General features: G+C 59.3%; 15 protein-coding genes and 1 riboswitch. All 15 genes read right to left on the bottom strand.

Annotated features, from left to right (window positions below):
* Nucleotides 1-75: 75 nt before the first annotated feature.
* The 15 genes from M1617_01365 to rpe all read right to left on the bottom strand — a co-directional run bounded on the left by M1617_01365 (nucleotide 76) and on the right by rpe (nucleotide 12717).
* A complete protein-coding gene (locus tag M1617_01365) occupies nucleotides 76-723 on the bottom strand; it encodes a metal-dependent transcriptional regulator (GenBank protein MCL5886944.1) in 648 nt (215 codons plus the stop codon).
* 462 nt (nucleotides 724-1185) lie between these two features.
* Nucleotides 1186-1560, bottom strand: coding sequence for a 6-carboxytetrahydropterin synthase QueD (gene queD, locus M1617_01360; GenBank protein MCL5886943.1), 375 nt, complete (start codon nucleotides 1558-1560; stop codon nucleotides 1186-1188).
* Nucleotides 1561-1576: 16 nt separating this feature from the next.
* Nucleotides 1577-2035, bottom strand: coding sequence for a ribonuclease HI family protein (locus M1617_01355; GenBank protein MCL5886942.1), 459 nt, complete (start codon nucleotides 2033-2035; stop codon nucleotides 1577-1579).
* Nucleotides 2028-2777 (bottom strand): C4-type zinc ribbon domain-containing protein, encoded by a 750-nt coding sequence (locus tag M1617_01350; protein MCL5886941.1) that lies wholly within the window; start codon nucleotides 2775-2777, stop codon nucleotides 2028-2030. Before M1617_01350 ends, M1617_01355 begins: the two co-directional genes overlap by 8 nt.
* On the bottom strand, nucleotides 2774-3871 hold the full coding sequence (locus tag M1617_01345; GenBank protein MCL5886940.1) for a Nif3-like dinuclear metal center hexameric protein: 1098 nt from the start codon (nucleotides 3869-3871) through the stop codon (nucleotides 2774-2776). The genes M1617_01350 and M1617_01345 overlap by 4 nt, the downstream gene beginning before the upstream one ends.
* Complete coding sequence (locus tag M1617_01340) at nucleotides 3868-4683, bottom strand: histidinol-phosphatase HisJ family protein (protein ID MCL5886939.1); 816 nt, start codon at nucleotides 4681-4683, stop codon at nucleotides 3868-3870. Before M1617_01340 ends, M1617_01345 begins: the two co-directional genes overlap by 4 nt.
* On the bottom strand, nucleotides 4671-5717 hold the full coding sequence (gene mnmA / locus M1617_01335; GenBank protein ID MCL5886938.1) for a tRNA 2-thiouridine(34) synthase MnmA: 1047 nt from the start codon (nucleotides 5715-5717) through the stop codon (nucleotides 4671-4673). Before mnmA ends, M1617_01340 begins: the two co-directional genes overlap by 13 nt.
* 8 nt (nucleotides 5718-5725) lie before the next feature.
* Nucleotides 5726-6187, bottom strand: a complete 462-nt coding sequence (nifU, locus tag M1617_01330; GenBank protein MCL5886937.1) for a Fe-S cluster assembly scaffold protein NifU — start codon at nucleotides 6185-6187, stop codon at nucleotides 5726-5728.
* Between the two features lie 38 nt (nucleotides 6188-6225).
* Nucleotides 6226-7422, bottom strand: a complete 1197-nt coding sequence (locus tag M1617_01325; protein ID MCL5886936.1) for a cysteine desulfurase — start codon at nucleotides 7420-7422, stop codon at nucleotides 6226-6228.
* Nucleotides 7406-7870, bottom strand: coding sequence for an Rrf2 family transcriptional regulator (locus M1617_01320; protein MCL5886935.1), 465 nt, complete (start codon nucleotides 7868-7870; stop codon nucleotides 7406-7408). The genes M1617_01325 and M1617_01320 overlap by 17 nt, the downstream gene beginning before the upstream one ends.
* A 407-nt stretch (nucleotides 7871-8277) precedes the next feature.
* Nucleotides 8278-8742: a 6,7-dimethyl-8-ribityllumazine synthase gene (ribE, locus tag M1617_01315; GenBank protein ID MCL5886934.1), complete on the bottom strand. Its 465-nt coding sequence runs from the start codon at nucleotides 8740-8742 to the stop codon at nucleotides 8278-8280.
* On the bottom strand, nucleotides 8723-9973 hold the full coding sequence (locus M1617_01310; protein ID MCL5886933.1) for a bifunctional 3,4-dihydroxy-2-butanone-4-phosphate synthase/GTP cyclohydrolase II: 1251 nt from the start codon (nucleotides 9971-9973) through the stop codon (nucleotides 8723-8725). The genes ribE and M1617_01310 overlap by 20 nt, the downstream gene beginning before the upstream one ends.
* A 32-nt stretch (nucleotides 9974-10005) precedes the next feature.
* Complete coding sequence (locus M1617_01305) at nucleotides 10006-10674, bottom strand: riboflavin synthase (GenBank protein MCL5886932.1); 669 nt, start codon at nucleotides 10672-10674, stop codon at nucleotides 10006-10008.
* A 27-nt stretch (nucleotides 10675-10701) separates the two neighbouring features.
* Nucleotides 10702-11844 carry a bifunctional diaminohydroxyphosphoribosylaminopyrimidine deaminase/5-amino-6-(5-phosphoribosylamino)uracil reductase RibD gene (gene ribD / locus M1617_01300; GenBank protein MCL5886931.1) on the bottom strand — a complete coding sequence of 381 codons (1143 nt, stop codon included), beginning with the start codon at nucleotides 11842-11844 and terminating at the stop codon, nucleotides 10702-10704.
* A riboswitch (FMN riboswitch) is annotated at nucleotides 11829-11959 on the bottom strand. (Overlaps the previous gene by 16 nt.)
* 86 nt (nucleotides 11960-12045) lie before the next feature.
* Nucleotides 12046-12717 (bottom strand): ribulose-phosphate 3-epimerase, encoded by a 672-nt coding sequence (rpe, locus tag M1617_01295; GenBank protein MCL5886930.1) that lies wholly within the window; start codon nucleotides 12715-12717, stop codon nucleotides 12046-12048.
* Nucleotides 12718-12894: the final 177 nt, after the last annotated feature.

Raw genomic sequence — 12894 nt, 5'->3', positions numbered from 1 at the left:
GTGTCGGCCAAACCCTACTCACTTTCCCGATGGGAATCGTTAGATTGAGCTAGCTGAAGCTTGAATCGCCGGAGATCACTGTTGGGTGACATACACGGCGCGTGCAACGCCCGATCCGATCACTTGAACTTTTCCGTCGACAGAAACCGTGACGGGGCCATCGAATGGCGCAATCTCAGTAACGACCACCTGGGCGCCGGGATACATTCCGAGGGCGCCGAGGTGCGACAGCAGCTCCTCGTCATCCTCCTCAACACGCGAAACCTGCAGCTTGGAACCCACGCCGTACTCCGAGAGAAGTCTCGCTTCCACCAGATTGATAGTGCCGGATGCGCTCGGGATGGGGTGCCCGTGAGGGCATGCGTCAGGACTATCGAGGTATTTCTCGAGCCTTTCAAGTACTTTGGGGGACAGTGCGTGCTCAAGCCTACAAGCCTCTTCGTGTGCCTCGTCCCACGGCAGGCCCAGTATGTCGACCAGGAAACGCTCCGAAATGCGATGGCGGCGGATGATGTCGAGGGCAAGCTTCAGTCCCTCGCTAGTGAGAACTACCTCACTACCCGAACGAGTAATCAGCCCTCTGGACTCCAAGCGTTTGAGAGTGGCCGTCACTGTCGGACCTGAGACCTTGACTGCTTCGGCGATCATAGTGGGCCTGACCGGACCTCGTTCCGAGATCTTATAGATTGCCTCGAGGTACTCTTCAAGCGTATAGGTAGACACTGGCGTGGCCTTTCCTGGCAGCACTCAGCCTTGTCCCGAGAATGAATTAGCTTAGGAGATTCTAACAAGTTTGCAGTGCGTAAGCTACGGGCGATCCTTCTGAAATGCGCCGATCTGCGGCAGTCCATTCGTCAATACATATTCGCCGCTAATCATCACAATTCTACCGTTTGGAAACTATGGTTGAATTTTGCAAAATTGCTATTGACGTCCCGACCGCTAACCCATAAAGTGGGTCTTGCCCCAAGAAGTCGGATTCAAAAAGTGAGGAAAAGCAGCGTACCAGTAGCTGCCGGCGGAGGGCCGCGAGTGCGAGCACAGCGTGAGTTGGTTCGCAGGAATGGTCAGCCAAAGGTAAGAAACGGAAAGTTGTGGAGTACTTACTCGGAGGACGAGGTTTCTTGGGGCGTCTCTTTTTTCATGGCATTTGTGCCGAACACCCAGGATCCCGCTCCCCTGACGCTATCGTCCCTTGCCGCGGTAGACAATCTTGGCGATGGGTGACTCCCAGACTGCAACCTCTTTCACCGCGACTCCTAGCCCAACACTGCGCTCAAGAGACTCAAAGATCACCATCGCGAGATTCTCGGCAGTTGGGTTGAGTGCGTCGAACGGTGGAACGTCGTTTAGGTTGACGTGGTCGAAAGGTTCTAGAACTGCAGCCAGATCCGCCTTGAGGGTCTTGAAGTCATAGACGATGCCGATTTCATCAAGCTCAGCGCCGCTCACAGTGACCTCGATATCCCAAGTGTGCCCGTGTAAATTACTGCACTCGCCTGGGTAGCCCTTCAACGTGTGGGCTGCGTCGAAATGCGATTTGATGGTCAGCTCGAACATTCTCTTCCCTTTCTATTCAGAACAACGTCTGAGGTTGGTCGAACACAACAGGGTAAGGGGCGTTGCCGACCATGCCTTTGGCGTCCATTGCCGCATTGGCCAGTGCATCTGCTTGGGTGTTTTTGGCCCTAGGAATGTGGTCGACCCGAAAACTTTGAAACCTACCCAAGAGTGAACGGGTCTGCTCGAACAGTGGTTTCAGGCCAGGATTCTTGACCCTGTACCGCCCACTAAGCTGCATCACGATGAGCTCGCTGTCGCACTCTATGGTGATGTCATCGACACCTGCGTTGAGTGCGACCTGTATGCCCCATAGCAGCGCCTCGTACTCTGCGACATTGTTCGTCGCGTCACCCAAGAATCGACCGCCCTCAAGGATCGGGGCTCCCGATGGGTCGATTAGCACGAATCCGGCTCCCGCGGGGCCCGGATTGCCCCTCGAACCCCCATCTGAGCGGAGTATCGCCCTACTCAACTTCCGCTCCCGGTAAATCCACGACAAGCATCCTTCTGCATGCAGGGCAAGTGGCTAATGCAGGGCCCTTGTGCAGCTTCTCGGTTTCCTCGGCGGGTAGCTGCATCCTGCACGCGGTACAGCTCTTACCGTCCAGATGGCCAATCGCCACCCCACCTTTCGCCTTGGCGATCTCGTCATAGCGAGTCAACATGTCGGAGGGCAAGCTAGCTGCGATGCGATTGCGCTGGGCGGTCATACGTGCGATCTCGTCTTGCATCTTGCTGCCAACCTCGATGAACTGGGCCTTCTGGTCTTCTTCTTGTTTTGCTAGCTGATCGAGGGCTTTGGTGATCACCGCCGTTTGCGCTGTCGCCTTCTCGGCCTTTTGCATCAAAGTGACCTCTTCGACCTCCAGCTTGTCACGTCGCCTCTTGAGCGAGTCCATCTCACGCGTGATGGCGACAAGCTCCTTTGGGTTGGTGACCGATCCGGACATCACCTTGGTTTGCTCGGTGTCGATACGAGAACCCAGACTGCGACACTCATCATCAAGGCGGGAGATGTCTCGCTCTAGCCGAGATGACAGTAGCTTGGCTTTCTCCAGAAGCGAATCGACCTCGACCCGTTTCTTGCGCGTCTGTAGGATTGCACGCTTCTCGGGCATGTCTTCAAGTCGCTTGGTCAAGCGCATGATGCTTGAGTCCAGTTCTTGGAGCTCCAGGAGCTGCTTGGCTGTTTCCTGTAAATCAGCTTGCGTCAAGGCAACCACCATCTCCTAGTCGGTGAATCAACAGTTACACTCTTGCTATCAAGGCCTGGCGTATTGCGAATGGCTCCCGCCAAAACCGGCACCAATGGCCACTCGCTCACGTCGTGTCCGACCTCGATCACGCAGACGCCTTGGGCCACGGCTTCCAGCGCGTCATGATACCGCACCTCGCCGGCGATAAGAACATCGGCGGCGACCGCAATCGCGTCAGGTAGCAACGCACCCGCAGATCCGCTAGCGGTGGCGACTCTGGTGACTCGCGAACCTTTCTTGCCCCAAACGCGAGGAGTGCAATCCATCCGGGACGCAACGTCCGCGGCAAGGTCCTCTAGTTTGACTGGCTCAACCGTACATATCCGTCCAAGACGAGCGCTCCCGCGAGCAATCTTTACCGGGGTCACGACGACGAGTGGCTCCTCGTAGGGATGGGCCTCGACGATGCGGGCGACAACCCAATCCGCACGAGTTGGATCGCACACCGCCTCTATCCTCTCCTCGGGCACCCTGGAGGGCTTCGCAATGGTGCCGATGCAAGGGGACGCACCTGCAAGCGGCAAGAAACGGCCAGTGCCCTCGGCGGTGAAGGAGCAACCTTCGTACTCGCCTATCCTTCCGGCTCCTGCCTCCGTCATTGCCGCGCGCACTGTGTCGGCAGCTTCGCTCGGCACGAACACCGAGATGTGCGCCAGCGACTGCATCGAGCGCTCTAGCGGCTCACCCGACGGCAAGCCAAGTGTGGCGCCCAGCGCTCCGGCTCCGGCCGGTGCGCGATCGAGGTTGGTGTGGGCGGCGATGAGCGAGACGCCGTGGCGGGCGGCTTCCCATGCGATACCTCGAGAGCCTGGGGCAGCAATCGGAGTCTGTGGCTCCAGAAAGGCGGGATGATGGGTGGCTACGACGTTGGCGCCTGCAGCAAGGGTGGCCGCAATCGCCTCGGCAGTTGGGTCGAGCGTGACGAAGACACCGGTGACGGTGGCGCAGGGATCTCCGCAGATCAACCCGAACTTGTCCCAAGGTTCGGCCCAGTGGGATGGAAAGCTTTCATGGATGGCCTCGACGATTCGACGCACCTCTACAGGGCTCATAACTCCACCTTCCGCCACTGTCCTTGGCCATCGGGGCAAAAAAGCGAAGTGTAACCAACTGAGGCCGCCAAAGCGTAGGCCTGCTCGAGCGAGTGCCCGACATCTGCGGGCGCGTGCGCATCGGAGCCGACTGTGACTTGTACGCCAGCAGCGAAGAACGCTTCCAGCAGCTGAGGGGCCGGATACATCTCTCCGACGGGCTTTCTGAGGCCCGCAGTGCTGATCTCGATCGCAGTCGCCGATGATGCAGCAGCAGCTGCGGCCTGTGCGTACATCGCGCTCGTGTCCCCGGAGGGCCTGTGGCCGAACTTCTTCGGCAGATCGGGGTGTGCCATCACGTCGAAGATGCCGCTTGCGGTAGCTTGTGACCACTGGTCGAAGTACTTGGCATAGACGGCGTCGACATCTTGGTCGCTCCATCGGCCGATTTCGGCAGGGTCATCGAAAGCCCAATCACCTAGGAAGTGCACGGAGCCCATGACTACCTGGACGCCGAGTGCTCTGGCACTGTCGAGCATGGCAAGGGTGTGCTCTTCATCGCCGGGCAGCCAGTCGACCTCGATGCCGAGAACGACCTTCACGTCCGTGGTCACTGCCGCAAGCGTGAGGATTTCCTCGGCATAGACGGCGAGATCATCTGGGTGAAGGCTGAGTCGGCGCATCGGATCGAGGTGCTGGGGCAAAGGCAGGTGCTCGGTGAAGACCAGGGTTGAAATCGAGCGTTGCCGTGCGGCCTCGATGTACTCGATCGCCTCCCCGCTCGCATGGCCGCAACGTGCGGTATGCACGTGACAGTCGATCAGCTCCGGCAACGCGCAACACCTCCAGCCACTACCCGGTCGTCCTGATAGCATACGACAGCCTGTCCATAAGCGACAGCGAAAGTCGGTTGGTCGAACTCGATCATGATTCCGTCTTCGGTCCGCCGTGCGGTCGCGGGGACCGGATCCATGCGATATCGCGTCTGGACCTGGACCTTGGCAGTATCCTTGGGTAGCAGCCACACCGGCTCTCCCAGATACACCTCGGGCCGAAGGAGTTCGGACTTGGGGCCTACCACCAAGGTATTCGATGACGCGTTGATGGCTAGGACGTAGAGCGGACTCGCCGAAGCTATGCCAAGCCCCTTCCTTTGGCCCACGGTGTAGAGCGGAAGTCCGCGATGGACGCCTAGTTGCTTTCCTCGGCCGTCGACGATCGGACCCGGGCAAACGGATCCTGGGACCCTTTCCTGCACGAATCGACTGATCCCCTGCCGCTCGACGAAGCAGATTTCTTGCGAATCGGCTCGACTCGCTGTCGGAAGTCCCAGCGAGGCTGCCTTCGCGCGCACGTCTACCTTCGCCATGTCGCCAAGTGGGAAAGCAACATGCTCTAAGGCTGGCGACTGTAACTGGTAAAGGAAGTACGACTGATCCTTGGTTCGATCGACCCCCCGCTCAACCCAGCAGCCACCCTCATCGCGGACGATCTGAGCGTAGTGTCCGGTAACAAGGGTGTCGGCCCCTTGAGCCATCACCCGCGCAAGCAAGTCGGAGAACTTGACGCGGCCGTTGCAGGCTATGCACGGATTCGGGGTATTTCCAGCTGCATATTCGCTTACGAAAGGCTGGATGACCTCTTGTTCAAAGACGTCGCGAAAATCCAGTGTGTAGTGCGGGATACCAAGGGAGTCACAGACTCTTTTCGCCGAATAGACCGCATCGGTGCCGCAGCATTGGCCCACGCCGTCACCGCTGGGAAGCAGCTGCATGGTGACTCCAGTGACTTCATGTCCAGCCTCGACCATCAATGCAGCGGCCACAGATGAGTCGACGCCGCCGCTCATGGCCACGAAAACGCGCATCCGCGAGCCTACTTTGTGACGTCGCAGGCGTCTTCGCTTTCGATCGCGTGCGGGTCGAAGTTCGGATCATCGTGCTCAAGGCCCCCCGAGATCGCCTCGCGTCCGTTGCGAACAAGGTAGTCGTCGACTGCGCTCTTGAGGCCGTCGGTAGCCAGCACGCTACAGTGCATTTTGGCGGCTGGAAGACCGCCTAGTTCCTCGGCTACTTGCTTCTTGGTTATCGAAACGGCCTGCTCAAGGGTCATGCCGCGGGCCATCTCGGTCACGATCGAAGAAGTCGCGATCGCCGCACCGCAACCCAGGGTCTGGAAGCGTATATCCTCTATACGGTCGTCGTCGACTTTGATCGTAATCCTCATCATGTCGCCACAGACGGGATTGCCTACCTCGCCGACACCGTCGGGCGAATCGAGGACGCCGACGTTGCGCGGGTTGTTGAAGTGATCCATCACTTTATCGCTGTAGAGCACATCTTCTCCAATCGGGAATGAATCAAAACGGGTCGACCTCAGCGTGCGGTAGCTCCGAACATCTTCGTGTAGACCGGGGACATCTCTCTGAGCCTGGAAACAATCGGCGGGAATACCTCCAAGAATCGATCCACATCTTCGTCCGTGGAGTACCTGCCGAATGAAATACGAAGCGATCCGTGGGCGATCTCGGGGGGACATCCGATCGATAACAAGACGTGACTGGCGGCCAGCGAGCCGCTGCTGCACGCGGACCCTGTGGAGACTGCGATTCCCTTTCCGTCGAGCTGCAAAAGCATCGCCTCGCCCTCCACGCCCTTGATGAGCAGGCTCGCGATGTTAGGAAGCTTGTGCGGAGCGTCGGCGGTGAGTACGGTGTTCTCTATGTTGTCCAGCACGCCTCGAACCAAACGATCCCGCAAGGCCTCAAGGCGCGGTGACTCGACACGCACCTCATCCTGCATGATTTCGAGAGCGGCCGCGAATCCGACTGCCCCAGCGACATTCTGTGTGCCGCTGCGCTTCCCGAACTCCTGGCCACCGCCCTTGATGAACGGCTCGAAGGGGGTGCCCCTCTTGAGATACATGGCACCAATGCCTTTTGGAGCGTAGATCTTGTGGCCAGAAAAGCTGGCTGCATCCACCCCAAGCTCACTTGTGTCGAATGGGATCTTGCCCAGAGTCTGGGCGGCATCGGTGTGAATCAAAGCACCGCGGGCGTGTGCGGCAACCGCCAGCTCCTTGATCGGCTGCACAGATCCGATCTCGTTGTTGCCATGCATCACCGAGACAAGCGCCGTATCGTCACGCAGAACCTCACGAAGTGCCTCCACCGAGATCACACCGTTAGTGTCGGGCTGAATGTGAGTGATTTCGAAGCCCTGCTTCTCCAGAACGCGGGCGGGCTCGAGGACCGCATGGTGCTCGAACGCGGAGACGATGACGTGCCTGCGATCTTTACGCATCCTGGCCATGATGCCGAGGAGGGCGGCGTTGTCCGCTTCTGTTCCCGATCCGGTGAAGATGACTTCGTTGGCACTTGAAGCGCCGATGGCGGCAGCTACTCGCTCCCGCGCATCCTCTAGGGCCCTGTATGCTTCCCGACCAAGCGCGTACATCGAGTTCGGGTTCCCGAAGTGAGTTGTGTAGTACGGCAACATCGCCTCGACGACCCGCGGGTCGACAGGTGTGGTCGCTGCATAATCGAAATAAACGGAGTTATCCTGCTCGCTCAACTCTACCTCCATCGGATCCGTTTCGATGAACAAGATCGAACTGGCTTTGCTCAAGGACAAGATCGCTCAAGGTTGTGCCAGAGAACACATCTCTTAGGGCATCAGTCGCCCGATTCCAGACCACAGAAGCTGCACAGGCTCCGGTTCGCCCACAAACGGCTCCCCTTCCTGAGTCACAAAGCTTTGCAACAAGCGGGCCTTCTAGCGCCTCGACAACGTCGAGCACGGTCACTTGGGATTCGTCGACCGCGAGTATGAATCCACCGTGAGCGCCTCTTCGTGCGGAGACCAGTCCTGCACGCCTTAGAGCAACTAGGAGCTGCTCTAGGAACTTCATCGGAATCTTCTGACTCTCAGAGATGCTTCGGGCACTGACAGGGTTGCCTCCAGCCGAGGCAATCTCTATCATTGCGAGCAGTCCGTACTCGCTTTTCGCGGTTAGTCGCATCCATCCATCCGTCGCAGTAATCCTGACCAGATAAGTATGATATCGGAAGAATACGCCCGCGAACCCAAAGTGTCAAGGGACGAACCCCTGCCCAAACGACCGTGAGTCATTCGGCCGGTCGTCACTCCCCTCACTCCGCTATAAGGCCCAAACATGCCGCTCATCGAATGAGTCCACATTTCCCTTGTACGGCCCAGGGCTGACGTGATAGGTTATGCATCCGCCTCAAAAGGGCTCCATGAGTCGCTGGTCCACGGTTGATAGCCACAGGGTGGTGAGAACCCGCTGGATTCGAAAGAGAAGGCCCCTCGTCCGGAAAAGACGGGGGGCACTCTCATAATTTGGGTCTCGGCTTCGCCCAAACCTGCTAGATACCAGCGTACAGGTAGCTCACGGGCTGCGAAGCACTAGCCCACGGCTTTGAGCAGATTAGCCATCTCGATCGCCGACATTGCGGCGTCCCAGCCCTTGTTGCCAGCCTTGGTCCCTGCACGCTCCACAGCCTGCTCAATGGTGTCAGCGGTAATCAATCCGAAGATAACTGGAACCTGGGAGTCGAGCGTGATCCTGGCGACACCCTTGCTTGCCTCGGCAGCTACGTACTCGAAGTGTGGCGTGCCGCCGCGGATGATGACGCCAAGCGTGATCACTGCATCGTAGCGCCCGGAATCAGCCATCTTGCGGGCGACCAAAGGAATCTCGAAGGCTCCCGGGACCCATGCGACATCGACGTCGTCGAGATCGACTCCGTGCCTCGCAAGGGCGTCCGTAGCCCCGCCGAGCAGCCGAGACGAGAGCAGCTCATTGAACCTGCTGACAACGATGCCGAACTTCAGTGAACTGCCGATCAAATCACCCTCGAACGTCTTCATCTGACACGCTCCTCTCCTGGGCCTGGCTCTCGCCAAGCTGTAGACGATGATTCAGCTTCTCTTTCTTGGTCTTCAGATATGCGATGTTCTGCGAACACGTGGGCATCTCCAGCGAGACCTGCTCCACGATAGTCAGTCCATAGCCCTCGAGTCCCACAACCTTGGTAGGATTGTTCGTCATCAGTCGCATCGAAGTGAGTCCTAGGTCCGCAAGTATCTGCGCACCGATCCCGTAGTCCCTAAGATCGGGCAAGAATCCAAGCCGAGCATTCGCTTCAACTGTGTCGCAGCCCTGTTCCTGTAGCTCGTAGGCTGCGAGTTTTGCGGCAAGCCCTATTCCCCTGCCTTCGTGGCCGACTATGTAGAGGATCACGCCTTCGCCGACCTCCTGCACCCGGCGCATCGCCTCTTCTAGCTGGGCACCGCAATCACAGCGCAGTGAGCCGAAGATGTCGCCAGTCAAGCACTCTGAGTGGACGCGCACCAACACGCCGGACTTTCCAGCTGGTGAGCCAGCCACAAGCGCCATCTGCACCGAATCATCCACGGTCGAGTTGTACCCGTAGAGCACGAAATCGCCGAAGCGCGTCGGCATCTTGACTTCGGCGACACGTTCTACGAGTCTCTCGGTCTTGCGTCGGTGGCGGATGAGATCGGCGACGGTCACGATGAGCAGTCCGTGCTCCTCGGCGAATCGCTCGAGCTCGGGCCTTCGCGCCATCGTACCGTCGGCATTCATGATCTCGCAGATCACAGCGGCGGGCGTCAATCCCGCTAATCGCGCGAGGTCTACCGAGGCTTCGGTGTGGCCGGCACGCTCAAGCACGCCGCCATCCCTGGCCCTCAGAGGCAACACGTGTCCCGGCATGCTGATGTCTTGCGGGCCAGCCCCAGGGTCGATGGCCACGGCCACAGTGGTCGCGCGATCATGGGCCGAGATGCCGGTAGTCACGTTGGCCCGAGCTCCAATCGACACGTGGAATGCAGTGTCGTGCGCCGAGGTGTTGTCCCTGGTCATCGGTGGGATCTTGAGCTCATCGAGACGCTCGCCTGTCATCGGCATGCAGATGAGTCCCCGGCCGTGTGTGGCCATGAAGTTGATATCCTCAGGCCTGACTTTCGACGCTGCGATCACAAGGTCGCCCTCGTTCTCGCGACACTGGTCATCGACGACTATGATCATGCGCCCAGCCGAGATCTGCTCGATGGCCTCAGGGATGGTCGCGAACAGTGAGTTTGGCGCCGAAGAGCTATCCACTCCCGTCACCTGCCCTCTGTGAAGTCCCTGAGCAGGTCAGCCAGTCCCCTGCGTCCAGGACGGTCCGAGGTCTCATCCACGCCCATGTACTGCCCCACGAACCTCTTGACGTACTTCGCGAGCATATCAACCTCTAGGTTGACGGCTGAGCCGATTGCCTTGTCTTTTAGAGTCGTCAACTGCTCTGTGTGCGGGATGACAGCGCAAGCGAAACTGTCGTCTCGGATGTCGGCGACCGTCAGCGAGATGCCATCGATGGCTATCGAGCCCTTGGGAACCACGAATTCCATCAGCTCCCTGGAAGCCGAGAACTGATAGATGGTCGAGTTGCCCGCCGAATGACGCATCAGAAGCGATCCGATGCCGTCGACGTGCCCCGAAACAAGGTGCCCGCCGAATCGATCCGAGAACCGCAGCGCCCGCTCCAGGTTCACCTTGCTGCCCTGGCGAAGGTCTCTGAGTGTTGTCAGATTGACCGTTTCCTCGCTGACATCGGCGAGGAAGGCTCCGCGGATGAACTTCACAATCGTCAGGCAAACGCCATCCACGGCAATCGAGTCGCCGATCGCCATATCCCTACCGAACTCGGGCGCATAGACCTCTAGGTGCATCCCGCCGGACGCACGGTGCACCCGTGTGATGATGCCTTCAGATTCAATCAATCCCGTGAACATCTTCCAACCTCTCTGCCAAACTACAGATCAACCCTCGCTCGAACCATCGGCACAAGGCCGCCAAATCGTGACGACGTCTTCGAAAAACACACTCGACTCCACCGGCCTCATCCTGAGCGAAAGTCTATTTGGCTCGCAACCGCTCTCGCCAGTGAACAGCGAGGGGGCATGAGCTCCCAGGACTCCGCCAGCTTGGATAACAACCAGCTCATCTATCATATCCGCATCCCAAAGCGAGGAGAACAGCCGCGGCCCCGCCTCCACAAGCAGGCTGCAGATTCCTGCCTCGCCGAGAGCCTCGATAGCGCCCTTGACTCCATCGCCATCAGGGTAACGCAAGATCCTCACGTGCTCGGGCAAGTGCGGGTCTGGAGCCGTCTGCTCCAGAAGTGCCGTCACTAGGCCAAGGCCATCATCCAGCATGGCTACTTGTGGGATTGCCCTCCTGCCGAGGATGGCCCGGACTGGCTGACGTTCGCAGGGAGCACCGTCGGCATCGCGGACGGTGAGTACTGGGTCATCGATAAGTGCAGTCGCGGCACCGACCAGAACTGCATCGGCCCTTTCCCGCAAAGCCATGGTTATCCGCCTGCCCCCTTCGGCAGTTATCGCGCATCTTATCCCCACAGCCGACGTGGGCTTACCGTCGATCGACAGCGCTACCTTCACGCGAACGAAGGGTCTGACGTGCTCCAGATGGTGTAGCCACTCCTCATTGAGTGACCGGAACGGCGACGGGTCCTCAATGAACGACACTGCGACGCCGGATGCGGCAAGTACGCTCGCTCCGCCGGCAGCGACAGGATTGGGGTCGGGCATGCCGATCACGACGGCTGTGACCCCAGCGTCAACTAGGGCTGCAGCGCATGAAGGAGTGCGGCCAACATGCGCACACGGCTCCAAGGTCACATACGCAGTCGCCCCTTCGGCTAGGGCACCGGCTTGCCCAAGCGCCATGGCCTCGGCATGCGGCATTCCAGCCGCGGCATGGTAGCCCTCGCCGACGACTTCGCCATCGCGCACGAGCACACAGCCGACCATAGGATTGGGGGATGTCGCACCCGCACCGAGCAAGGCAAGCTTATAGGCCCGGCTCAGGTGAGGATCGGCGATGTGCTGAGATTCATCAACAAGAAAGCGCACTGTACGCAAAAACCTCTCTTCTTTCATCCGGACTCTGACCGTCGGCTCCGGAATCTCACCGGATCGGCCCCTGCTACGGGGTTCGCGGGCTTCCCATAGGATCACCGCCGGTGGGGAATCTCACCCCGCCCTGAAGAAAAGTGCAGTTGGATTCTATCACATACGGACTTGCCGACACGCCAATCTGTGGTGCGGGCAATACTCCGCGGTGAGTGAGCCCTGGTGTCGTCAGATCGCAGCTTGGGCGGCCTGGCGGATGGCATCCATCGCGGCGATGGGGTCGTCTTGGCAGAACACCGCATTGCCCGCAACGAAGCATCTGGCTCCAGCTGCAGCAGCCAGCGGTGCAGTGGTCGGGTCGATGCCCCCGTCCACCTGGATGAGAGGGGCTGCGCCCTCCTCGGCACACATCTTGGTAAGCGCAGTGAGCTTCTCGATCGTCCGAGGGATGAACTTCTGGCCTCCGAACCCAGGATTGACGCTCATCAGCAGGACCATGTCGACGGATCCGATGATGTCGCGGATGGACTCGACGTTGGTCGCAGGATTCAGGGACACGCCAGCGCGGGCACCGTGTGCCTTTATGACCTGCAGCACCCTGTCCAGGTGGATGCAGGCCTCGGCGTGCACAGTGACCCAGTCGGCTCCCGCCGAGAGGTACTGTTCCACCGTGGCCTCGGCGTTGGTGATCATCAGGTGGACGTCGAGCGGAGTATCGGTGATGCGCTTGAGCGCCTTGACGACTGGAGGGCCTATAGTGAGGTTGGGCACGAAGTGGCCGTCCATGACATCCACGTGGACGAAGTCGGCTCCCCCCGCCGAGATCATGCTGACCGCTTCTTCGAGTCTCGCGAAATCTGCCGAGAGTATCGATGGTGCCATCAGTATGCGTTGATCCACGAGACGCTTCCTCTCATTCGGGTATAACAATCTTACAGTAACCGCAGGTGCGGTGAAGGGCACGAGTATACCCGCGGCCGAATCCACACAAGGAGGATATCGCACAATGAACGTCTATCGCTGTCGAATCTGTGGTGACACCTACCTGGGCTCACAGGCCCCCTCGCACTGCCCCTT

This window comes from Actinomycetota bacterium (assembly GCA_023488435.1).
GTDB lineage: Bacteria > Actinomycetota > Coriobacteriia > Anaerosomatales > UBA912 > UBA912.
This window is presented reverse-complemented; position numbering and strand designations above follow the sequence as displayed.

Excerpts from the sequence above, each read along its gene's own strand:
- M1617_01305 (MCL5886932.1), bottom strand. The coding sequence starts at position 10,674 with ATGTTCACGGGATTGATTGAATCTGAAGGCATCATCACACGGGTGCAC.
- queD (MCL5886943.1), bottom strand. The coding sequence starts at position 1,560 with ATGTTCGAGCTGACCATCAAATCGCATTTCGACGCAGCCCACACGTTG.
- ribE (MCL5886934.1), bottom strand. The coding sequence starts at position 8,742 with ATGAAGACGTTCGAGGGTGATTTGATCGGCAGTTCACTGAAGTTCGGC.
- mnmA (MCL5886938.1), bottom strand. The coding sequence starts at position 5,717 with ATGCGCGTTTTCGTGGCCATGAGCGGCGGCGTCGACTCATCTGTGGCC.
- M1617_01320 (MCL5886935.1), bottom strand. The coding sequence starts at position 7,870 with ATGCGACTAACCGCGAAAAGCGAGTACGGACTGCTCGCAATGATAGAG.
- ribD (MCL5886931.1), bottom strand. The coding sequence starts at position 11,844 with ATGAAAGAAGAGAGGTTTTTGCGTACAGTGCGCTTTCTTGTTGATGAA.
- M1617_01345 (MCL5886940.1), bottom strand. The coding sequence starts at position 3,871 with ATGAGCCCTGTAGAGGTGCGTCGAATCGTCGAGGCCATCCATGAAAGC.